Genomic DNA, 20,448 nt, shown 5'->3' with positions numbered 1-20,448 from the left:
GTACGTACGGTGGTGTGAGAGGGATGGAGGTTAGCCACCTCCCCCTATCTCTATTCAACGTTGGCTGTTGAAAAATTAGTTTACCAAACCATTAACCACTTGTATTTTAAAATTTGAGTGGTTTTTTTGTTCGTGAAAATCTGATGCTATTTAAACTGCTTATTGTACCTAGCTAGTATTGTAAATTACTACTGATTCTGTTGATTTCAAAGCAACTTTGGCAGATTTTCAGTCACGACAACGGAGTTTTATTTGCAACAGACATTAATTTTACAACCCTGTATAAAAAACACCGCTTTAGAAGGAATTATCACGGAGAATATGGAAATATAAAGCATCTGAACGTGGAGGTGCCATTGTGAACAACCCATATGACCTGACATTTTCTCAAATTATAGAGCGGTTTGTTACGTATGCAAAAGAGAACGGAAATATTCGAGCTGCGTTTATCGTAGGGTCAAGAGGGGGAGAGGTGAAGCCTGCCGATCGTTGGTCCGATTTAGATATTGTGATTGTGGCTCAAACCCCTTCCTCTTTATTGAACCAAGAGGAATGGCTTTGCAGGATGGGCATGCCTTATATTACTTTCTTGGAAAAAACGGCAGTTGGAGGCGGGACAGAGCGCAGGGTCTTGTATGAAGGCGGTTTGGATGTAGATTTTGCGGTATTTTCTGAACCTGACTTTCACGAGAAGAAACAATTAAATGACGTTCAGCAGGTTCTCGCTAAAGGTTTTCACGTCATTATCGATAAAGATAAGCTCACGGATGATTTTGATCATTTGCAGCAGCAAGCGGGGTCGTTGGACCAGCCCTCCCCCTCCGGGGAAGAGGTCATCAATGACATGCATGACTTCTGGTATCACGCTGTGTGGGCAGCTAAGAAGATCAGGCGCGGCGAATTATTGGTTGCCAAATCTGCTTGCGACGAGCATATGAAACCCCTGCTTATGAATGCGATAAAACTCGAGCGTCAAACTAGAAATGGAGCCGACATAGAGTTATGGCATGGCTATAGATTTTTTGAAGAGTGGGCGGGTCCGGATTTAGTAGAGCGGTTTACACATTTGTTTCCCAGGTATGAAGCGAACGACATCTGGTCATCGTTAACAGAAACCATGAAGCTGTATCGAGAAATGGCAAAAGAAGTCTGTGCCCGCATGGACCTCCAATACCCTTCCCAAGCCGATGCTTTTGCTACAGAATGGGTTACCACACTAAAAAATGAAAGATGCGTACCTGGTACAAAATGGTGATTTTGAAAAGAGCCGGGTGTTTCTTTTTTGTTCTGGGTCAAAAATTAAACAGGCAGGCGCGATTGGCGCCTGCCTGTTTAGTGGCTTTGGATGTTCCAGAGGAATTTAGCTAGTGTGGCATCAACACCGGTATGTTCATGGAGCCCTGAATGGGTGGCTCTCGTGTCATAGAATATCTTTTGGGCATAGTGTTCTTTGGGGGCGATGGTCTTGATGCCGAGTGCGCTTGGCAAACTTACAAGACCGTCCCATGCCACCTCGGTTTGTTTGGCCTCTCTATTATTATACCTCTGGTTAGAAGTCGCTAAGATTTCGGCTTCCTCTGTTTTTTCACCTTTTTCTTTATTAATAACGCCCGCTACAGCCAATACGTGGGTATTTTCGTCAAATTGGTGTTTGCGATCGACCATGCTTTTAAGGGCCTGGGATTTAGACTGCAAATCGACAGCTGCTCGCCCTGTATTCACATCGAAATACCCGTCACGTTCGATGCCTTCGAAGGGGCTCGCGATAACCGCAAGCTTGTCTACGTTGGGGTAGTGATCGTTCTGGTTGTGCAATACAAAATTAGTCGAGCTCAGCCCTCCCATTGAATGGCCGACGAGGTTAACGTTCTCTATATTGTAATCGTCATGCAAATGGCGCAAAATCTGCTGGAGCCAAGCAGTTTGGCTTTTGATGCTTGCTCTATTATTTTCAAAAATAACTTGGATGAATGGATTCGTCTGATTAGAGATATCGCCACTGATTAATAGTTTATTGTTACGTGTGACCCGGGCGATCATGCTTTTTTGGCCGATGTTTTGGCTTTCCAGCCGCGAGAGCATCGTGCCGAACGATCCTGGCCCGCCTTTGTACCCGTGGACGAATAGCGTGGGTGTGATTTCCTTTGTTTTCTCGGAACTTGTGGGTGTTGTGTTTGTAAACAGCAGCGCCCCACCCACGAGTAATGAGACGAGGATAAAGGGGAGATATTTTTTTCTGTTAGCAACAATATTCCTAAACATGCGTGTTCCTCCTGCAATCTGTTGCTATCAGTATAATACAAATCGTCCTTTATATAAACCGCTCCAACGTTCTCACACTGCCTCATCCATGACATAGCTCCCATTTTCATGCGTACATATAGCTTACGGATCATTTTCGTATTGGGGGAGAAGGGATGGGATTTTTTATACCGGTGGAACAAAATGTGAGAGTTTATGTCGAGGATCTTAACCCCGGGGACGGCCTGCCAATTGTTTTTATACATGGGTGGCCAGTCAATCACAACATGTTTGAGTATCAATTCAATCAGCTTCCGAAGTTGGGATATCGCTGCATCGGGATAGACTTGCGTGGGTGCGGCCAATCGGATCGTCCGTGGTATGGCTATTCGTATGACCGGATTTCAGATGATATTAGTATGGTGATGGAGTCGTTAGGGGTTGAGAATGTAATCTTAGTTGGCCATTCAATGGGCGGTGCTGTTGCAATTCGGTACATGGCAAGGCATCACGGGAATCGGGTGAAAAAACTGGTGTTAATAGGGGCAGCTGCCCCGGTGTTTACGAGGAGACCGGGATTTAAATATGGGATGACGAGAGAGGATATTGATACAATCATTGAAAACACGTATACGAACCGACCGAAAATGCTGGAGGGGTTCGGTGATATCTTTTTTTCGCGCTATGTAACGGAAGGAGTCCGGAACTGGTTCAACACTCTAGGATTAGCAGCATCCGGCCACGCTACGGCAATGTATGCGCAGTCGCTCCGAGATGAAGATCTGCGCTCAGATTTACCTGCCATCAACGTGCCGACTGGCATCTTTCATGGGGTGTTGGACAAAGTGTGTCCCTTTCCTTTAGCCGAAGTAATGCATGCAGGTATTCAAGGCTCGGAATTAATCCCGTTCTTGAGCGGAGGGCATGGCCTGTTTTATACAGAACTGGAACAGTTTAATCACGAGCTGGTTCGATTTCTTGCTCAATAAAAGCTATTCAGCTGACCTTGTTTTCAATTGTGGCAATCGCGTTTTCGGTGAGCGGGATAAGCGGCAAGGAGAAAAACTTTTCGTTCTCTTCATTTTTGCATTGTTCGAGCATAAGCATATGGCCGCTCAGCGACGGGCTTTTTGAACAGGTATAGGTGCCCTTTGGGATGGGGGACAACCCTTTATTCACTTCATAAATGTATGTATGGTCACTTTCCGACATTTTTACTCTAGACAGAACAGGGTCTTGTTCTTTTAAATGATGGATAATGGTGAGGGCGTCAGACTCCTTCTCTATAAATGCGAGTAGTTTATCCTGGTTACTCAAATCTACTTCTCGATCGGATACCACCGAGCTTTGAAAATTACTTGTGCTGTAATGAACTTCGAGACTGTTTTCTTTTGTGGCATCTGAAATGGCGGGATCTTCACTGCCACAAGCAGGAATGATAAACATCAACACCATAAGCGTAATTAATTTTTTCACAAAAATGTCTCCTTATAAAGGCGTTACCCCAATTTACATAAATGTAAAATAATGCATCTATCTATTATACGAGTGAGGAAACAATTAGTTTCATAATAAAGTAAAAGATATGATAGAAAACTCCAAAATTTTGTATGGAAATTTTAATTATTGTGAGTGAAATAGGAAAAAAGTTAAGCAAAAATGTCAATTTAATAGAAAACAAGATCCATTTTTTGTGGTAAAATGATACCGAAAAAGAGGAGGGTTTAAGTGCCACATTATCGTCAGGACCGTCCAATCAATGATGCTATGGATCATAAAAGTAAAATAGAGGGATATCCAACCGGTAAAGGTGCATCGATGAGCCAGCTTCCGAAAGGTATACGCTGGATAGGCTATGTTCTGTTCGGGGGAATAGGTTTGATGCTGCTCGTTTCACTTATCTCGTCCTTTTTATAACATCCAGCTAATTTTGCAGCATTATCAAGTAAAAGACCGTCCGTATAACAGGACGGTCCTCATACATAGCTTAAGCTTTGTTCCAATTGGCATTCAGTTCAACATCCGCTGCTTTTAGCGTCGTAAACACGGGACAGCGCTGATCCGTCAACTGCTGAAGTTTCTCCACGCGTTCTTGCGTTTCAGATGTTTTTACCGTCGCTTCAATATTCACGGTCTGGAAGTACGGACGTACATTAGGATCGCCCATCAGGCCTTTTGGATCGAGCTTTCCATTGATCTTGAAATGGATGCTTTGCAAATCAAAGTCGAGTTCTTTAGCCACGATATTGGCAACGGCCGTTTCACATCCTGCTAATGAGCCGAGCAGCGTAGTCAGCGGGTCTGCTGCTGTGTTTGTGCCGCCCATACTTTCCGGTTCGTCGATAGTGATATGGTGACCATCAGATTCGATCTCAGATTTCATGCCGGATGAATTGCTTGTAATTTCGAACGTTTGTGTCATGCTAATCGCCTCCTTATGGACCTGTTATAATCATATGTTTACGTTTAAGTTGTTTAGCAAACTCATTTCGTTGTAATTGAGCAGAAAGAGGGATAAAATGCTGACTTATGAAATCGAGCAATCAAACTTACATCAAGTCAAACCACTTGATCATGAGCTGATTTGTGAGGAGATCGAGCAACTAACGACCGAAGCTGGTTTAACGATGAGTCAAAGAACCACGTTAAGCAGTAAGAAAGGGTCGTATCATTGGCATTTCAAAAAAGGGAAGGAAAAAGGTGTGCTTGAAATTACATATTGGCCGAAGCACCATCGGTTATGGCTTGATATTCATGACAACCGAAGAGCCCCGTGGAACATAGAAGCAATCAAGGAATTAGCCGTTGTTTTCACCCATCATTTTGGTGGAACCGTTGTAACGAATGATGAAGGAGGGGAGCAAGATGTTTGAAACCGAGCGCATGTATTTGAGGAAAATGACGGAAGAGGATATCACGCTGTATCATAAATGGCGTAACGATATGGATGTCATGCAATCGACCAACCCGAATTTAGACATTTATCATCTGGAAGAAACCAAGCGTTTTGTCAAACATGTCATGTTAGGAGCCGATACTTCCAAAAGCTATATCATCCACGAGAAAGAATCCTACGCGCCTATCGGAATAACCTCTTTGATTAATATCGACCACAAGAACCGGAACGCCGAGTGTATCATAGACATCGGCGAGAAGGATTACTGGGGGCAAGGGTATGGATCCGAAGCGATGACCCTCCTCCTCGATTACGCCTTTTATGAAATGAACCTGCACCGTGTTGCCTTACGTGTGTTTTCATTCAATGATAAAGCGATCAACCTCTATGAGAAGCTTGGGTTCAAACATGAAGGCAGAGCAAGACAAAGTCTGTTTCGCTCCGGGCAATGGTATGATGTCGTGCACATGGGCGTGCTGCAAGATGAGTACCTCAACGCTCATTAGGGTCTAGGGCAGCTTAAACAAACGTTTGATCAAGGGAAGAAACGGCGTACAGCCGCTTCATATTCATGGAAAAACGCTGGGATATCAGAAGACGGGAGTCCATTATACATCACATCAACGATCGCTTGATTATACCAGCGTTGTTGCTCATAACCACTGGAAAAATGGACCCACATGGACTCGCCTGTCAGATGCAATTCAGCCTCCATCGATAAGAGATTATCGAGTTTGTCAGCTACAATGAGATATTTAACATCGCGTGAGCCCGTTTGTACGGTTGCAATCGTATGCTGTTTGCGTGCCTTCCACGACTTCGATTTATCCTCCGTATGAGCAGCAACGAGCTGCTTCACATCATTGCCAAATTCCCGCTCAATATCATTCAGCGTGATAGACGTATCCTCAACAACATCGTGTAAGTACCCAGCGCACACCACGGACTCGGCGCATCCCGCAGCTGATAATGTATGCGCAACGCGAATCGGGTGCACGATATAATCATCCTCTGAACTTTTCCGTTTTTGTCCATGATGAGCTTTTGTCGCAAACTGCTTTGCTTTCTCAATCATGTCGTTCCCTCCCTTTCCATTCTCTTCACATTGTGGTAAAATAGTACGTTGAGCAAGTTATGCAAGCTAGTTGAATTAAGCGTTAATATAAATGATCTCACACCGAAGAAAGGAGCGTTCATCTTGGGGTAGTTGTAGTAGAAATTTGTGACGGTAATTTGATTAATGAAATCGACGTAGAATCCATTATTGAATCAGAGTACCCTGACGTAGCTGTCCTGCAAAACGAATGCTTATCATTTTGCGGATTGTGCGCCATTAAACCGTACGCTCTCGTAAATAATACACGTGTTTTTGCACATACACCAGAGGAAGCTCTGGATAAAATACGTACTAAAATCGAAGAAGAATTAGCCGTTTATGCGGATTAATAGACGCTAAGGTGGGAACCAGGTTGGGTTTTGTTGATTCATTTATCAATAGCTTACGTTTACCAAAAAAAGAAGCCATGTTTCATCTTAATCGTAAAGGGATCATCCACACAATACTTTACGTGTTTTTGCTGCTCGTTGTACTATTTTTACCTGACCTGATTCGTATGCTGCTCAACCTGGAAGCCAGCGCAGATGAAGGTACCTCGCGCGGTCTGTTAATCATTCAAGTGCTCGTCTTTTATCCAGGCTTTGTCATTTTCATGATCTTGGTATCGGTTTCCATTTTTGCAGGGTGCGGATTGCTCATGCGTACATGGTTAAACCGTAAGCTGACGTATCAACAATTATGGAAGCTTACGGTCTACGCAGCTACCACGCCCTTAATTATCGTGACCGTGTTGAACATGACGCCGCTGAATGAGTGGATGGTCGCCCTATTATTTATAAGCACACTCTTGTTTTTGCTGCTTCGCATGATCCAAATTTATCCGAAACGAACATCGTAGCTCATACTGCGATGTTTTTTTGTATAATAAAGGAGAAGTGAAAAAAAGATGAAGGCAGGTTATGCAATGATCCTTAAACCCCGCACTAAACCCCTGGAACTCGAGAGGTTAGAAGCTGTCCAAAGGCGCCTCCACCCCACACATCCTCGCATTGAAGACATTGAATCAGAATTAAACAGACAACAGGCAGGTTATAACGGCGAATCCGCCATCGATTATTACCTTACGTTTCTCCCCTCAGAACACTACACACTTTATCACAACCTTCGCTTACACGATGGCCGCCATTTCTTTCAAATTGACACACTCCTGATCACCCCTCATGTATTAATCATTTTAGAAATCAAGAATATTTCCGGCAGACTGATATTCAACTCCTTTTCCCAGTTGGAAAGGGAAACAAGTGAGGAAGCACGCGCGTTTGATAACCCCATTGATCAGCTGAGAAGACAGCAGACCCAGCTTACCCAGTTTCTAAAAGAGCACACCGGGGAAAGTTTTCCGGTAGATGGCCTTGTCGTGATGGCTAATAAAAACGCGCCAATGAAAGTAGTGGACAATCCCAATTTTGATAAAAGCAAAATATGTACGCGGACAGCACTCGTCGATCGTATTCAAAAACTTGAAAAATCCTACGCCCATCATCAGATTCCTGCTAAATGGTTGGCCTCACTATCACCGCTACTACTCAAGCGGCATCAGGAGCTGGACCGTGATATATTAAACCGCCACCACCTCACCTATGATGAGATTATCAAAGGCGTACAATGCCTAAAATGTCTAAACTTTGATATGCAGCGCTTGAAACAGCGTTGGCAATGTCCACGTTGTGCACACGTATCACGCGATGCCCATCATCAGGCTTTAGCCGACTACAACCTGCTCATATCGCCTCGAATCACAAACCAGGAGGGGAGAGCGTTTTTGAAAGTATCTTCCCGCTACGTCACAAAGCGCTTGTTACAGGGGTATGCTGTGGCGCAAAAAGGAAAACAAAGCGGTCTGAAATATATACTGCGATAATTTTAGTTTGTGCGAGGCGGCCGAGCGCTCAAACGAGGTGGAAAACCGCCCAAGTGGAGGGAATCGCCCAAACGAGAGTGAGAATCGCCCAAGCGAGGCCTGAAATCGCCCAAGCCGGAGTAAGAATCGCCCAAGCGAGATGGAAAACCGCCCAAGTGTGGTGGAATCGCCCAAATGAGTGAGAGAATCGCCCAAGTGAAGCAAGAAACCGCCCAAATATGGTTCATTCCGCTGTTAGCTCATTGATTTTTTTAAAGAAATTTTGTATGATAACACTAATTTAATTGTCGTCATCGGCGATGAAGAGAGACAGTAGGGTTAATCGCTTTTCACAGAGAGCCCCGGTTAGCTGAAACGGGGTAAAGCGTCAATCTGAACAATGGACTCTGAGCCCTGTGCTGAACGCATTGTAATGATGTGAGTAGGTGGCAGCGAGGATTGGTTCTCGTTATCCAGACCAAAGTATAAGGCGGAGTGTGCCTGTACTTTAAAGCGCACTGTCGTATGAGAGGGCAGTGAAGTAAGGTGGTACCGCGAAGATAAACCTCGTCCTTATCTTAGATAGGGCGAGGTTTTTGACATCTATAGACTTGAATGGAGGTTGGAGTAAAGATGAGTCGAGCTTTGGTTTTACAATCTGATTTTGGTTTGAGCGATGGAGCAGTGAGTGCGATGCATGGGGTGGCGCATTCTGTGGAGCACAGCCTTTCGATTTTTGATTTGACCCATGATATTCCACCTTACAATATATGGGAAGCATCTTATCGTTTGTGGCAGACGATTTCTTACTGGACGTCTGATACGGTGTTTGTATCGGTGGTGGACCCTGGTGTGGGGACAACCCGGAGAAGTGTTGCGGTGAAAACGGGATCGGGCCATTTTATTGTTACGCCGGACAATGGTTCGCTTACGCATGTACAGCGGACGGAGGACATTGTGGAGGCTCGTGAAATTGATGAATCGGTTAACCGCCTGCCAAAGTCTGGTGAATCTTATACGTTCCATGGGCGTGATATTTATGCTTATACAGGAGCAAGGTTGGCCTCAGGGGTAATTTCGTTTGAGGGGGTGGGACCTGAACTTGCGGTGGAATCATTGATTTCTTTACCTGTAAAAGAAGCGCATATTGCGGGGAACACGGTTAAAGGTATGATTGATATACTGGATATCCGTTTCGGCAATGTATGGACTAATATTAGTCTTGAGCAGTTCAGGAAGATGGATGTACGCTACGGTGATGCGCTGGAAGTCACAATCGAACATGATGGGCGCAAAGTGTATAACAATATCATGACGTTTGGGCGATCGTTTGCGGATACGCATAAAGGTGAGCCGCTTGTTTACGTCAATTCGTTAGATAATCTCGGTATTGCGATCAACCAGGGGTCTTTTGCCAAAGCTTATAACATTGGTACAGGGAGCAGCTGGGGCATTGCCATTTCAAAAGTAGATTAATCATATTCGTGCAGCCTTTCCATTTATTTGGAAAGGTTTTTTTGTCTGCTTGAAGGAATTTGGTGTTTGGTATCGTAAAGGTTTAAAGGAGGCTTTAAAAAAGAAAGGAGACAATCACATGAGCAGCCCGATTAAGAACAAAATTAATGCTGTGTTTATCCCGGTAAGTGATATCGATTCAGCCAAATCGTGGTATTCCCGAATGTTGAATCTTGAAGAAGGCGAGGTGCATTTCGAGCATTTATTTGCGGCTAAAATGGACGGGGCTGGCATGCTGCTCGATACGATGCCGAAGTGGCGTGAGGATACTGGCGTACTGGCTACATACAATGTACCGGCCATTCAGTTCGCAACCGATGATATTAAAGCATCTTACCAATTCATGAAAGATGAGGGTGTGGAATTAGTAACCGAGATTGAGCATGACCATTTCTTTGTGTTTAAGGATCCAGATGGGAATATGCTGATGGTCTGCGAAGAGTAAGGGAAGATGGAATTGTGGCTGATTTCTTGTTAGAAGACTTACTTGCTAGTATATTGAGGGACAAACAGGTAAGGGGAGGATATGCATGACGCAACCAACAATCGGTTTTATCGGAACAGGTGTTATGGGTAAAAGTATGGCGGAGCGACTGCTTGATTCAGGTTATGCGTTGAACGTGTACACGCGAACGTTTCAAAAAGCTGAAGGGTTAATAGAACGCGGAGCGGTTTGGAAGAACAGTGTCCAGAAGTTAGCTGAAGATTCTCAAGTCATTATTACAATGGTCGGTTATCCCGATGATGTCGAGGAGGTTTATTTTGGCGAAGACGGTCTATTGCAAAATAGCAAGGAGGGCTCTTACCTTGTTGATATGACGACGTCTTCACCAGAGCTCGCGGTTCAGATCGAAACGGAAGCTCGGAAAAGAGGAATTGCGACGTTAGATGCGCCCGTTTCAGGTGGCGATATCGGCGCCAAGAAAGGTAATTTGTCCATTATGGTTGGCGCTGAAGAAGAGGCATTTGAAAAAATCCGGCCCATTTTTTATGTGATGGGAAGTAATACGGTCTACCAGGGGACTGCAGGCTCGGGTCAATATACCAAGATGTGTAATCAAATTGCGATTGCGTCCAATATGATGGGGGTATCAGAAGCGTTAGCCTATGCCGAAGCGGCTGGCCTTGATCCGGACACAGTATTGGAAAGCATCAGTGGAGGAGCCGCTGGAAGCTGGTCTCTGAACAATTTGACACCCCGGGTGATTGCCGGTGATTATTCGCCAGGTTTTTATGTAAAACATTTTATCAAGGATATGAAGATTGCGATCGATTCTGCTGAAAAAATGAACCTCGATCTGCCAGGGCTTCAGCTTGCTAAGCAGTTATACGATAAAATCGCTGCTGAAGGTGAAGAAGACAGCGGAACTCAAGCACTTTATAAGTATTACACAGGCTGACGCACTGATCGAGCACACTGTTAAAACCACGAGCTAAAATGGTGCATTAGCCCGTGGTTAAAATGTGCTCAAGTTATCGAGGTTGTTTGCTTCGTTTCCATCAGCGTTGCCTCGGATAACGGGACGTCCGTTTCTAGCCTTACCGATATTAACACCTGTAATATGGCCTGATTCAATTTCTCTGAGCGCCTCTTCGTATGACAGTTCTCGTCCAGAGTTGGTTTTGAAGGCCGTAATATCCCCGTCTTGATTTTTTCGAACATTTGTAAAAGTCTCCATGCTGCATGCCTCCTTTCCCCCTTATTTTCATCCTTGCCAGGTCTTATTATTCCTGTAAGATTATGAAAAAAGGGAAAAGGAGACTCAGCTTCCTCCGTTAGAAGACGAGGCAGCTGCTGCGCCTCCTGCCATGACCGCAATCATCGCTGCTTGTTGGGCTTGGATAACCGTTTCCATCGTGGTGTACAAGCTCGTTTCTAACAAGTCGGCATCCTCCATTTGATCACTTATGACAAAGTTGACCGCCATGCGTACGTTTTCATCCTTGTACCATTTAAATGGTTTCGACGCATTTAGGGTCTCAGTCACTTCATGAATGATGGCGAGCTCCTTTGTCGCGTCTCCCAACAGAGCTAGCATTCCAATCTCAGGATAGTGCATCGATTTTGGTTTTTTCCCTGAAGTCTTGAACCTGTCGAATATGGAGATTGACCGGCTGACGAGTGTTTCAGCTTCGTTGCGCTCATCCAGAGCAAGAATATGACTGAGGAACTGGAGATCGTTCCCTTTACTAAAGTGATTCGCATCTAGTTTCTCGTAAAACGTTTCAATTTTGTTCATCAATTCGTCCGGGCTCCCTGGCAGGTTCGCTAGCATGACAGCAAGCGGATAGTCCCCTTTTGAGGTGATGAACGGGTGCTCTTTTTGCATGCCTTTATAGATCGTCAAGGCACGTTGGATGCTTTCTTGGTGATCACTTCCGTCTTGGTCCTCTGTTAATAATACAAGTGCTGCAATATACGTAAAGGCGCCACGCTTAAATTTACCTTCGACCAATTTATCGTACACGCTGAGCAATTCGTGAAATTTCTCTTTTGGCTGCTCAAACCTGACATCAAGCATCGCGGCAGTTGTGAAACGCTGCGCGGATTTTAAACTCGAAAACATACCTGCTTTTCGTTTAATATAGTCGCTCAAATCGATGAATTGATTGAGATTAAACGTTTTCCCATTCAAAACATACATGGATGCAACGACCATCAACGATCTTTTATCCTGCCATTTCAACTTTTTCTTCAACTGCTCGAATATGTCTTCATAGCGGTCAACTTTTTCTGTGACAGATTCCGGGACCATTCCAATCGCTCCTTATAGGGTTGTTACTTCCTATTACGAGCTTACCCCCTGGAAGGTTTCGTAAAGCCGGTCAATTTAAAGGGTGAATTTCATCAAAATAGACATCGATTAATTGATTGGTTTTCTGGTTAACTAAAACGTAGGTTCGGATTTCACTCTTTTGACCCTGATTGTCTTCTAACTGGAATTCAAAATCAAATTGAGCCCGTTCATCAGAAATGAACACTTTACCATCATATTCGTATTCCACAAGCTTTAAGTCCGGATATTGTTTGGCTGTTTCCTCAACGGCAATTTTGCCCCATTTCGCATACTCAGGCTGAGCTAATCCGTTGTTAGCGGGAAGTACCAGGAACAATAAACTCCATAATAACGTTACACGTACCATGAGGTGTAAGGATCTCATCTTTTTTTGCCCCCTTTCCATTTCTTATAGAATTCGTCTGCCAGCGAATTTTATTCGACATGCATGTGAATAGTAAAAAATAAAAAAACTGAGCCTGCCTTGTAGGGCAAACTCAGTTAAGCGTTTCCTGCCTGACTGTATTCCTCGTCTGTTTCGTTGTCTTGCTTTTCTAATTCGGCATCGGTAGGCGGAGCGGTTCTTTTCACGAAAATGGATAAAATGATCCCGATAAAGGATAGGACCGTGACCACAATGAATGCGGTGTTGACCCCGTGAATGCTAGGATTCGCTATGTCTTGTTGTTCGGCACGAAGTGCAGTAGTCGTCATCACAGTAACGAGAATCGCTGTTCCGACTGACGCTGCTATTTGCCGCATCGTGTTATTCATCGCAGCACCGTGGGGGATGATATCCCTCGGCAATTCATTCAATCCGGCAGTGGTGACCGGCATCATTACCATAGAAAAACCGAACATGCGAATCGCATATACCACCATGAGAAAAATTAGTGTCGTTGATGTATCCAGAAACGCAAAGACCAACGACGAGCCTGTAATGATCGTGAGACCGACAATAGCCAGTAAACGTGCACCGATCCGGTCAAATATCCTGCCCGTAATCGGGGACATAATCCCTGTAATGACAGCTCCGGGTAAAAGCACCAATCCGGATTCAAAGGCTGTGAAATCACGCATGTTCTGCATATAAAGCGGGATGAGCGTTTCAGCACCAATCAGACCCATAAAACAGATCATGCCGATAATGGTCGTAATCGTAAACGTTTTTAATTTGAATACTCTAAATTCCAGCATCGGATGCTTCATACGAAGCTGGCGTAATATGAAGACGACTAAGATGATGCTGCCGATGGTCAGCACAGAAAGGGTCATCGCACTGTCCCATCCGTTATTCCCGGCGCTCGTAAATCCGTATAAAAGTCCGCCGAACCCAATCGACGATAAGATGATGGAAGGAATATCGACCTTAGGATATTTCAGCTCCGTCACATTTTTTAAGACATAATGAGCTACAAACAGCATGATAATGGCCAAAGGCAAAATCATTAAAAACAATAAGCGCCACGTATAATTGGCGGTCACCCAGCCTGATAAGGATGGCCCGATCGCAGGCGCGAACGAGATGACCAATCCGATATACCCCATGGCGGCCCCGCGTTTATTAACAGGGAAAATCAACAAAAATACGGTTTGCATCAAGGGCAGCATAACCCCCGCGCCACTCGATTGAATCATTCTCCCGAGTAAAAGTATTTCAAAATTCGGCGCTATGCCAGCAACAATCGTACCGAACGCAAAAACGCTCATGGCCGTCATAAAGAGCTGGCGTGTCGTAAAGCGTTCAATTAAAAAGGCGCTGATCGGAATCATAATACCATTAATCAGCATAAATACAGTCGTGAGCCACTGGGCTGTATTAGCTGTAATGTTCATCTCCTCCATAATAGGGGGGATGGCCGTAATCATTAGCGTTTGATTTAATATCGTAATGAAAGAGCCTGCAAGCAACAATCCTGCGATTATAACTTTATTGTAAGGTTGGGACGTCAAAAGGGACACCTCCTATCCTGTATGTACGTCAGAATACCAATTACAAGATTATACCGCTGAAAGAGGCAAATAAGCAACTGAACTGTTTCATAGATAATAAGATTCAGAGTTTATTAAATGTAATGGGCCACTCAGATTTAACGACATTAGCATAAACGCCCAATTGTGTTAGAAAATCGCCCAAACGATGCTCAATCGCCCAAGTGAGAAGGGAAACCGTCCAAGTATGGCGATAATCGCCCAAGTAAGATTCAGAATCGCCCAAGCGGGGTAGAAAATCGCCCAAACGAGGTCCAATCGCCCAAGAGCGCCTTATATTTTCAAAAGCCGTGCATGAGTATAGATTCATAAAAAAGCTCAGAGCCACGAGAGCTCTGAGCTTGGGTACTAGTTTTGGTTGTTATCGGCGTAAATCGCCATCGCATCACGCATGAAAGCGGCTAGCCCGGTCCCGAATTGGTCGATGTTTTGGGTGAAACGTTCATCATCCACGTACATTTGGCCTAACCCTTTGAAAGCGTCAAGGGAATACGTGCCGATCTGGTTCAGCATGTCATACCATTCCCCGATAGCTGCTTGAGCTTCTGATGAGCCAGGTGAGCGATGCCTTAAATCCGCTAATTGTTGATAGATGGCGTTCATGTCAGCTTGCAAGGCCTCTTGTTGGGCTCGCGACATGTTATTGATGGAGGTGTTGGCCTCATCAACTGCTTTATCGCCCCAACGTTCCCGCGCTTCTTTCTCGTAAGGGTTTTGACTGAAGTTAAAGCCTTCAAATTTCTCTCTATTGGTCATTTCAATCTCTCCTTTCGCATGTAGAATGGTTTTATCAAGAGACGCAATCATGTTATCGAGTCGGGAGCGTTTCTCGAGCAGCATTTTGCGGTGCAGCTCGAGTGCTTCCTGACGATCGAATGAAGGGTTGGTGATAATCTCTTTGATTTTCTTTAAAGGGAAGCCCAATTCTTTATAAAACAGGATTTGCTGCAGGGTTTCCAGATCATGATCGGAATACTGGCGATAGCCGGATGACGTCGTGTCCGGACTCAGCAAACCAATCTCGTCATAATGATGCAGTGTGCGCACACTGATGCCGACTAAGTCGGCAACTTCCTTTACTTTCATTGGTGTGGCCTCCCTTCATGTATTAATCTAAGCTATCACGTAACGTGAGAGTCAAGGGTTATTTGTTTGTTTTAGCGATAAAAATATGGGGTTTTATGTTAATTTATAAAAGGATCATTCGATTAAAGGCAGGCTAACGGAAAGGTTTAAAAGAAGAGGAGGCGTAACTCATATAAAATTTAAGAAGAGTACCACTATTACCACGAGAAAACCAGGAAGAGCGGCCGTTTGCTATTAGTGGAAAACAGTGGTGTTATAGCTTTTATGATAAGCGGTTCTATTTCAGCGCAGATTGAATGGCTTCATGAATGTCAAACAGGTCAATGGAGACGTGTCGATATTTTTCGTAAGCTACGCTGAATTCATACATATTATCGACGTACCCCGATTTGACAGCTGAGTTCTGCTCTTTTAAATATTCCAACTGGTTTTCTAGATTCTCATTATCCACAAGCTCTTCAGCATCGCTCAGTAGAACCGAATTTTTGACAACATCTTGCTGGAGTTGCCTCTAATGATCGGTTATTGTACATCAGATCTTTTAGTTGTTCGTCGTTTGGCGTGAAAAATTCATCAATCGAATCGGCGTCGGGGATGGCCATCTCCCCCTGCACATTTAAGGATTTAGCTGCCTTTAGAATGCGCGTTGCTGCTACCCCTTTCCGGTCGTCTTCAGGTACCTCGTCGGTATTGATGCTGGTGCTGGTTTGTTCAACTTCAATGGGTTCCACGTCTGAAAAATAGGCTTTGAAAGCTTCTGGATCTATTTGAGGGGGCTCATTTGCAGCGTTTACTGTACCAGACGGCTGTTCCTGTTCAGAATTTTCCTCTTCTGTAGGATCAGTTTGCTTTTCATCCATCATTAAAGTACCCGCTAACACAAGTACCAGTACCCCTATTACTGCGATTAAGAATTTTTGGTTCATTCGCTCACCTCATTTTCTTACTATTATGATAGACTAGATGTTAATTATTTGAAAGACGCGTGCTAAAAGAAGGAGTGAAGCTGCCATGAAAATCGAGTTTCTCGGCACAGGAGGAGCCATGCGGATCCCTCGTCCATTATGTACCTGCCGGAAATGTAGAGAAGCCAGGCAAAAAGGTGTACCTTACAGCCGCTCCGGTCCAAGCCTGTTTATCCATGGACCAGATATTTTAATTGACACCCCGGAAGATACTTATATGCAGCTCAATCGTTCCGAAATAGAACGGATTGCAGGTGTGTTTTATTCCCATTGGCACCCGGACCATGTGATGGGAAGAAGGGTATTGGAGTCCTTAAATGCCGACTGGGTGAATCACCCTCCCCGGCCTACGCAAACGGAGGTTTATCTGCCTGAGCAGGTCGGCATTGACTTTAACCATTGGCTGGGAAGCGGGGAACATTTTCAGTTCTTCTTGGACCAGGGTTATATTAACGAGCACAAACTCCAAGACGGTGACCATGTCATGTTTGGTGATACACGCATCACCCCGTTTCGACTGGCGGAATCATTTGTATATGCTTTTTTGTTGGAAACGGACGAAAGCCGTGTGTTGATTGCGCCAGACGAGTTGAATAACTGGCAGCCAGATGAAAGTTTGAGGGGAGTTGATTTGGCGATATTGCCCATGGGCATTGCTGAACATCACCCCTTAACCGGTGAAAGGCAGATATCAGAGGACCACCCGTTATTAGAAGCTGAAGCAACGTTCGCTGAAACGTTGGACATCATCTGGATGCTTCAGCCTAAAAAGGCCATGCTGACGCATATAGAAGAGCCTGATGGCTTGAGCTATGATGAGCTGAAACGCGTTGAAGCTTCGTTGCAGGAACAAGGGTGGCACATCGAATTTGCGTACGACACTCAAGTGATCGACGTTTGATGAGGAGGGGATACGAATGCGGAAAATTATGATTATCGGTTCGGGCGGTGCTGGGAAGTCGACGTTTGCCAGGCAATTAGGTGCCAGGCTTGATATTGATGTCTACCATTTGGATGCTTTGTTTTTGAAACCGGGATGGGTGGGCTCGCCCAGGACGGAGCAAAAAGATGTCCAGCATGAGCTGGTGCGGAAACAGAGTTGGATTATCGATGGCAATTATGGAGGGACGATGGATATCAGACTGCAGGAAGCCGATACCATTATTTTTCTTGATATGCCGAGGCTGCTTTGTCTGTTTCGTGTGCTGAAAAGGCGTTGGATGTATCACAATAAGTCACGTCCAGATATGGGGGAAGGGTGTAAAGAGAAAGTAGGTTGGGCGTTCATTAAATGGGTACAATACCGGGAGACGAGGCGGCCGAAAATTCTGAGCAGCCTTATGGCATCCTCGCAGGAACAACAGGTCATCGTCATCCAATCCCCGCGAGGCGCCAGGCACTTACTTGCAACGATTGAAGCGAACGGAAACACCCCGCGCCTCGCTGAGGGTTGATGGATTGCACGTCTTCCCGGTTCCCTTATTGCCTCATTATTTTTCTTTTATTTCCACTTGGCAACAGTCTTTTTTTGCTGTGCGTTTTTGGTTGCCGAACAGTTTTTGAAGCAGCTTAAGCATGTTTTCACCTCCTTTAAATCAAAATAATTTGATTAATGGATCAAACTAAATAGAAGACAAACCCGGACACTGTCGACATGGTGATCACGGAAGCTACAAAGATGACGACAAGCTCGGTTTTGAATATGGATTTCAATAAGACGACTTCGGGTAAACTGGCTCCTGCAGAGCTGATCATCATCGCCATGATCGGACCTAATGCCACGCCTTTCGAAATGAGGACGTGCGAAATAGGAACCATGCTGGATAAGCGAATATACAGCGGGATGCCTACAATAGCTGCAATGGGCACCAGCCACCATTTTTCATGGCCTAACAGGCTGCCTACGAGTTCGGTCGGAATTAAACCATGTATAACAGCACCAATCAATGCGCCAAGTATTAAATAAGGGAAAACGGTCTTCATCAGAACCATTGTTTCGTGCCAGGCTTTTTTCAAAGAAGGTGTATCGGATTGGTGTTCATAACCTGACATGACGACGTTTTTGACTAATTTCTCCATCCCGAAAGCTTCCAAGGTAAAGCCGATCACGATAGCGAACAGCGCTGTAACGACCGTGTAAATCATCGTGACTTTCCATCCGAGGATAACGCCCATCACTGTCAGAATCGTTGGATCTAAAAGAGGGGAGGCAAACAGGAAGATCATGACGATTCCGAAATTCAAATGTTTTTGCAGCATGTTGACCACAATGGGTATGGTGGAACAGGAACAAAACGGCGTTATAAAGGCGAATAGGACCGCTGCCAACGCCCCGATCAGTTTATTTCGACCTGTCAGGATTCGTTCAATCTTCTCGTAAGGGATATAGCCCTGGATCCAACTAATGACAAAGGATACGACCACAAATAATAAGGTTAGCTCCGCAGCAATTTTCCCGAAGCTGATTAAAGTGTCTATCAGCATCTAAATTCACTTCCTTTCAATCTTTGCTCTTTAAATTTTCAAAGCTCCCATGTTTGGGCCCTTTTAGATATATGAGCTTTGGTTGGCTGGGAAATAACTCGCTTTCCTGCGGGGGACCGCCAAGTCTCCTCGTTCGCTTCGCTCCCTGCGGGGTCTCGCCGAGCCCCTTCTCCCGCGGGAGTCTCGCCATTTCCCAGCCAACCCATGTTTATTTGGCGTGCAGGCCCCTCTATGGGTGGGGAAAGGTATGCACCCTGCCCCAAATTATTTCCGAAGCCCTTTGAAGTAAGTTACTAGGAGGATTACTTGCCTGCATAGAGCAGACATTTCCCTCTTACTTCAAAGACGTTAGCTTAAGAGGCTCACCACCTTCCGAGTAAAGAGACACACCCCGAATTTCGCAACCACGTATAGAACCAGCAACTCTTAACGAATAATAAATCAAAAATATTTGATTTATTGAGCGCAGTAATCCAAAGAAGGATGTTACTGCGGAGGACGGAACATACAGCACAGCTCTTCAGAAAGGATTGCATTTACTTCTTCGTCATTAATCCAATAGTAGCTCCACGTGCCCCTGGTTTCTTTTTCAATGAAGCCAGCTTGTAAAAGAATCTTCAAGTGGTAGGAAATTTTAGACTGGGATAAATCAATGTCCTCCACGAGATCACACACACACGTTTTTCCGTTGCGGGTCAAAATATTCATGATGTGGAGGCGATTTTCATCGGCTAACGCCTTGAATTTTTGCACGTATAGGGGATAATCAATGGCTTCGCTGTGGGTTACTGTTTCTTTGTTCATAAACTTCCCTCCTTTTAAATAAATCAATTATATTTGATTAATTAATATGTTACACCAGAGAAACAAAATGTCAAGACATTAATCAAAAAAAGTTGATTTATTAATTTTGTCTGAGAGGTAGCAGGGGAATGACCATTACAAGCAGAATGATAAGAGAGTGGAATACTTAATGGAGGTATGTATGGGTTACGTAGAGGATTTGCGAAAAATAGTTGGGACGCGACCGTTAATTTTAGTGGGAGCGGTAGTTGTAATGGTTGACGGTATCGGGAGCATACTCTTACAGGAACGGACCTATCCAAAAGGGAAGTGGGGTCTGCCTGGTGGTTTAATGGAACTTGGCGAATCGGCGGAAGCCACGGCCAAGCGTGAGGTGTGGGAAGAAACGGGATTAAAAATATCCGATCTGACATTGATCAACGTCTATTCTGGTCCCAATCATTATACCGTCGCTGAAAACGGTGATGAATTCTATTCGGTAACAGTGGCCTATATGACTACGCAGATAACGGGTAAGATGGCCGTTGATCCATCAGAATCGATCAGATGTGCTTACGTTCACCCTAATAACCTGCCTGCCAATCTTGTCCAAAGTCACCGGACTGTGATCGATGATTACCTTGCGTTATAATGGATTCATTTACATCAAAAGCCTGAGTCAATGGTACCTGCATTGACTTAGGCTTTTTTTATTGCTTAGGAAACGATAAAATTTGGGCCCAGTGGACAAC

The 20,448-nt window shown here is 44.7% G+C and carries 27 protein-coding genes and 1 other annotated feature; of the genes, 14 read left to right on the top strand and 13 right to left on the bottom strand.

What is annotated here, in order from left to right:
- Positions 1-358: 358 nt before the first annotated feature.
- Positions 359-1,255: an aminoglycoside 6-adenylyltransferase gene (locus HOP45_RS16215; RefSeq protein ID WP_181350423.1), complete on the top strand. Its 897-nt coding sequence runs from the start codon at positions 359-361 to the stop codon at positions 1,253-1,255.
- Positions 1,256-1,332: 77 nt separating this feature from the next.
- On the opposite strand, the gene HOP45_RS16210 is transcribed toward HOP45_RS16215, so the two are convergent.
- On the bottom strand, positions 1,333-2,262 hold the full coding sequence (locus tag HOP45_RS16210) for an alpha/beta hydrolase (RefSeq protein WP_181350422.1): 930 nt from the start codon (positions 2,260-2,262) through the stop codon (positions 1,333-1,335).
- Between the two features lie 155 nt (positions 2,263-2,417).
- On the opposite strand from HOP45_RS16210, the gene HOP45_RS16205 reads away from it, so the two are divergent.
- On the top strand, positions 2,418-3,230 hold the full coding sequence (locus tag HOP45_RS16205; RefSeq protein WP_181350421.1) for an alpha/beta fold hydrolase: 813 nt from the start codon (positions 2,418-2,420) through the stop codon (positions 3,228-3,230).
- Between the two features lie 7 nt (positions 3,231-3,237).
- Here HOP45_RS16205 and HOP45_RS16200 read toward each other — a convergent pair whose 3' ends face one another.
- Positions 3,238-3,717, bottom strand: coding sequence for a hypothetical protein (locus HOP45_RS16200; protein WP_181350420.1), 480 nt, complete (start codon positions 3,715-3,717; stop codon positions 3,238-3,240).
- 252 nt (positions 3,718-3,969) lie between these two features.
- Between HOP45_RS16200 and HOP45_RS16195 the strand changes: the two genes are divergently transcribed.
- Positions 3,970-4,158, top strand: coding sequence for a hypothetical protein (locus tag HOP45_RS16195; protein ID WP_181350433.1), 189 nt, complete (start codon positions 3,970-3,972; stop codon positions 4,156-4,158).
- A gap of 70 nt (positions 4,159-4,228) precedes the next feature.
- Here the strand turns inward: HOP45_RS16195 and HOP45_RS16190 are convergent, their stop codons facing one another.
- Entirely contained in the window at positions 4,229-4,663 is a 435-nt protein-coding gene (locus HOP45_RS16190) for an OsmC family protein (RefSeq protein WP_181350419.1), read from the bottom strand.
- Between the two features lie 97 nt (positions 4,664-4,760).
- Here HOP45_RS16190 and HOP45_RS16185 point away from each other — a divergent pair, with 97 nt between their 5' ends.
- Together HOP45_RS16185 and HOP45_RS16180 are read left to right on the top strand one after the other, a co-directional pair.
- Positions 4,761-5,114: a hypothetical protein gene (locus tag HOP45_RS16185; protein WP_181350418.1), complete on the top strand. Its 354-nt coding sequence runs from the start codon at positions 4,761-4,763 to the stop codon at positions 5,112-5,114.
- A complete protein-coding gene (locus tag HOP45_RS16180) occupies positions 5,107-5,643 on the top strand; it encodes a GNAT family N-acetyltransferase (protein WP_181350417.1) in 537 nt (178 codons plus the stop codon). The genes HOP45_RS16185 and HOP45_RS16180 overlap by 8 nt, the downstream gene beginning before the upstream one ends.
- A gap of 29 nt (positions 5,644-5,672) precedes the next feature.
- On the opposite strand, the gene HOP45_RS16175 is transcribed toward HOP45_RS16180, so the two are convergent.
- Entirely contained in the window at positions 5,673-6,212 is a 540-nt protein-coding gene (locus HOP45_RS16175) for an HD domain-containing protein (protein ID WP_181350416.1), read from the bottom strand.
- 143 nt (positions 6,213-6,355) lie between these two features.
- Here HOP45_RS16175 and HOP45_RS16170 point away from each other — a divergent pair, with 143 nt between their 5' ends.
- From HOP45_RS16170 to HOP45_RS16145, 6 genes are all read left to right on the top strand, one after another.
- Complete coding sequence (locus HOP45_RS16170) at positions 6,356-6,583, top strand: YuzB family protein (protein ID WP_181350432.1); 228 nt, start codon at positions 6,356-6,358, stop codon at positions 6,581-6,583.
- A 23-nt stretch (positions 6,584-6,606) separates the two neighbouring features.
- Positions 6,607-7,092 (top strand): DUF1189 family protein, encoded by a 486-nt coding sequence (locus HOP45_RS16165; protein WP_181350415.1) that lies wholly within the window; start codon positions 6,607-6,609, stop codon positions 7,090-7,092.
- Positions 7,093-7,140: 48 nt separating this feature from the next.
- Positions 7,141-8,115 (top strand): nuclease-related domain-containing protein, encoded by a 975-nt coding sequence (locus HOP45_RS16160; protein WP_181350414.1) that lies wholly within the window; start codon positions 7,141-7,143, stop codon positions 8,113-8,115.
- 290 nt (positions 8,116-8,405) lie between these two features.
- Positions 8,406-8,672: a binding site (T-box leader), on the top strand.
- Between the two features lie 55 nt (positions 8,673-8,727).
- On the top strand, positions 8,728-9,570 hold the full coding sequence (locus tag HOP45_RS16155; RefSeq protein WP_181350413.1) for an SAM hydrolase/SAM-dependent halogenase family protein: 843 nt from the start codon (positions 8,728-8,730) through the stop codon (positions 9,568-9,570).
- A 118-nt stretch (positions 9,571-9,688) separates the two neighbouring features.
- Positions 9,689-10,054: a VOC family protein gene (locus HOP45_RS16150; protein WP_181350412.1), complete on the top strand. Its 366-nt coding sequence runs from the start codon at positions 9,689-9,691 to the stop codon at positions 10,052-10,054.
- 85 nt (positions 10,055-10,139) lie between these two features.
- The gene (locus HOP45_RS16145) at positions 10,140-11,009 is read left to right on the top strand and encodes an NAD(P)-dependent oxidoreductase (RefSeq protein WP_181350411.1); all 870 of its coding nucleotides are present in this window, start codon (positions 10,140-10,142) and stop codon (positions 11,007-11,009) included.
- Between the two features lie 57 nt (positions 11,010-11,066).
- On the opposite strand, the gene HOP45_RS16140 is transcribed toward HOP45_RS16145, so the two are convergent.
- The 7 genes from HOP45_RS16140 to HOP45_RS16110 form a co-directional block, all read right to left on the bottom strand.
- Complete coding sequence (locus tag HOP45_RS16140; RefSeq protein ID WP_181350410.1) at positions 11,067-11,288, bottom strand: DUF3892 domain-containing protein; 222 nt, start codon at positions 11,286-11,288, stop codon at positions 11,067-11,069.
- Positions 11,289-11,372: 84 nt separating this feature from the next.
- A complete protein-coding gene (locus HOP45_RS16135; RefSeq protein ID WP_181350409.1) occupies positions 11,373-12,365 on the bottom strand; it encodes a DUF4003 family protein in 993 nt (330 codons plus the stop codon).
- Positions 12,366-12,435: 70 nt separating this feature from the next.
- Complete coding sequence (locus HOP45_RS16130) at positions 12,436-12,771, bottom strand: DUF3889 domain-containing protein (RefSeq protein WP_181350408.1); 336 nt, start codon at positions 12,769-12,771, stop codon at positions 12,436-12,438.
- 116 nt (positions 12,772-12,887) lie between these two features.
- On the bottom strand, positions 12,888-14,339 hold the full coding sequence (locus HOP45_RS16125) for an MDR family MFS transporter (protein ID WP_181350407.1): 1,452 nt from the start codon (positions 14,337-14,339) through the stop codon (positions 12,888-12,890).
- Positions 14,340-14,726: 387 nt separating this feature from the next.
- The gene (locus HOP45_RS16120; protein ID WP_181350406.1) at positions 14,727-15,464 is read right to left on the bottom strand and encodes a MerR family transcriptional regulator; all 738 of its coding nucleotides are present in this window, start codon (positions 15,462-15,464) and stop codon (positions 14,727-14,729) included.
- Positions 15,465-15,741: 277 nt separating this feature from the next.
- Complete coding sequence (locus tag HOP45_RS16115; protein ID WP_181350405.1) at positions 15,742-15,915, bottom strand: hypothetical protein; 174 nt, start codon at positions 15,913-15,915, stop codon at positions 15,742-15,744.
- Between the two features lie 7 nt (positions 15,916-15,922).
- Positions 15,923-16,390, bottom strand: a complete 468-nt coding sequence (locus HOP45_RS16110) for a hypothetical protein (RefSeq protein ID WP_181350404.1) — start codon at positions 16,388-16,390, stop codon at positions 15,923-15,925.
- An 85-nt stretch (positions 16,391-16,475) separates the two neighbouring features.
- On the opposite strand from HOP45_RS16110, the gene HOP45_RS16105 reads away from it, so the two are divergent.
- Complete coding sequence (locus HOP45_RS16105; protein WP_181350403.1) at positions 16,476-17,330, top strand: MBL fold metallo-hydrolase; 855 nt, start codon at positions 16,476-16,478, stop codon at positions 17,328-17,330.
- A gap of 16 nt (positions 17,331-17,346) precedes the next feature.
- Positions 17,347-17,883 carry a DNA topology modulation protein gene (locus HOP45_RS16100; protein WP_181350402.1) on the top strand — a complete coding sequence of 179 codons (537 nt, stop codon included), beginning with the start codon at positions 17,347-17,349 and terminating at the stop codon, positions 17,881-17,883.
- A 163-nt stretch (positions 17,884-18,046) separates the two neighbouring features.
- On the opposite strand, the gene HOP45_RS16095 is transcribed toward HOP45_RS16100, so the two are convergent.
- Positions 18,047-18,913 carry a permease gene (locus tag HOP45_RS16095; protein WP_181350401.1) on the bottom strand — a complete coding sequence of 289 codons (867 nt, stop codon included), beginning with the start codon at positions 18,911-18,913 and terminating at the stop codon, positions 18,047-18,049.
- Positions 18,914-19,399: 486 nt separating this feature from the next.
- Positions 19,400-19,717, bottom strand: a complete 318-nt coding sequence (locus tag HOP45_RS16090) for an ArsR/SmtB family transcription factor (RefSeq protein ID WP_181350400.1) — start codon at positions 19,715-19,717, stop codon at positions 19,400-19,402.
- 181 nt (positions 19,718-19,898) lie between these two features.
- Between HOP45_RS16090 and HOP45_RS16085 the strand changes: the two genes are divergently transcribed.
- Positions 19,899-20,348, top strand: coding sequence for an NUDIX hydrolase (locus HOP45_RS16085; RefSeq protein WP_181350399.1), 450 nt, complete (start codon positions 19,899-19,901; stop codon positions 20,346-20,348).
- The last annotated feature ends 100 nt before the right edge of the window (positions 20,349-20,448 follow it).

Source organism: Thalassobacillus sp. CUG 92003 (assembly GCF_013618635.1).
In the GTDB taxonomy this organism is placed as follows: Bacteria; Bacillota; Bacilli; order Bacillales; family Halobacillaceae; genus CUG-92003.
The sequence above is the reverse complement of the archived record's forward strand: the minus strand, read 5'-3'. Positions and strand labels throughout refer to the sequence as shown.

Bases quoted from the DNA above. Each gene is read 5' to 3' on its own strand.
- HOP45_RS16210 (WP_181350422.1), bottom strand. From the start codon at position 2,262: ATGTTTAGGAATATTGTTGCTAACAGAAAAAAATATCTCCCCTTTATC.
- HOP45_RS16205 (WP_181350421.1), top strand. From the start codon at position 2,418: ATGGGATTTTTTATACCGGTGGAACAAAATGTGAGAGTTTATGTCGAG.
- HOP45_RS16190 (WP_181350419.1), bottom strand. From the start codon at position 4,663: ATGACACAAACGTTCGAAATTACAAGCAATTCATCCGGCATGAAATCT.
- HOP45_RS16185 (WP_181350418.1), top strand. From the start codon at position 4,761: ATGCTGACTTATGAAATCGAGCAATCAAACTTACATCAAGTCAAACCA.
- HOP45_RS16180 (WP_181350417.1), top strand. From the start codon at position 5,107: ATGTTTGAAACCGAGCGCATGTATTTGAGGAAAATGACGGAAGAGGAT.
- HOP45_RS16175 (WP_181350416.1), bottom strand. From the start codon at position 6,212: ATGATTGAGAAAGCAAAGCAGTTTGCGACAAAAGCTCATCATGGACAA.
- HOP45_RS16160 (WP_181350414.1), top strand. From the start codon at position 7,141: ATGAAGGCAGGTTATGCAATGATCCTTAAACCCCGCACTAAACCCCTG.
- HOP45_RS16155 (WP_181350413.1), top strand. From the start codon at position 8,728: ATGAGTCGAGCTTTGGTTTTACAATCTGATTTTGGTTTGAGCGATGGA.
- HOP45_RS16150 (WP_181350412.1), top strand. From the start codon at position 9,689: ATGAGCAGCCCGATTAAGAACAAAATTAATGCTGTGTTTATCCCGGTA.
- HOP45_RS16145 (WP_181350411.1), top strand. From the start codon at position 10,140: ATGACGCAACCAACAATCGGTTTTATCGGAACAGGTGTTATGGGTAAA.
- HOP45_RS16140 (WP_181350410.1), bottom strand. From the start codon at position 11,288: ATGGAGACTTTTACAAATGTTCGAAAAAATCAAGACGGGGATATTACG.
- HOP45_RS16135 (WP_181350409.1), bottom strand. From the start codon at position 12,365: ATGGTCCCGGAATCTGTCACAGAAAAAGTTGACCGCTATGAAGACATA.
- HOP45_RS16130 (WP_181350408.1), bottom strand. From the start codon at position 12,771: ATGAGATCCTTACACCTCATGGTACGTGTAACGTTATTATGGAGTTTA.
- HOP45_RS16120 (WP_181350406.1), bottom strand. From the start codon at position 15,464: ATGAAAGTAAAGGAAGTTGCCGACTTAGTCGGCATCAGTGTGCGCACA.
- HOP45_RS16110 (WP_181350404.1), bottom strand. From the start codon at position 16,390: ATGAACCAAAAATTCTTAATCGCAGTAATAGGGGTACTGGTACTTGTG.
- HOP45_RS16105 (WP_181350403.1), top strand. From the start codon at position 16,476: ATGAAAATCGAGTTTCTCGGCACAGGAGGAGCCATGCGGATCCCTCGT.
- HOP45_RS16100 (WP_181350402.1), top strand. From the start codon at position 17,347: ATGCGGAAAATTATGATTATCGGTTCGGGCGGTGCTGGGAAGTCGACG.
- HOP45_RS16095 (WP_181350401.1), bottom strand. From the start codon at position 18,913: ATGCTGATAGACACTTTAATCAGCTTCGGGAAAATTGCTGCGGAGCTA.
- HOP45_RS16090 (WP_181350400.1), bottom strand. From the start codon at position 19,717: ATGAACAAAGAAACAGTAACCCACAGCGAAGCCATTGATTATCCCCTA.
- HOP45_RS16085 (WP_181350399.1), top strand. From the start codon at position 19,899: ATGGGTTACGTAGAGGATTTGCGAAAAATAGTTGGGACGCGACCGTTA.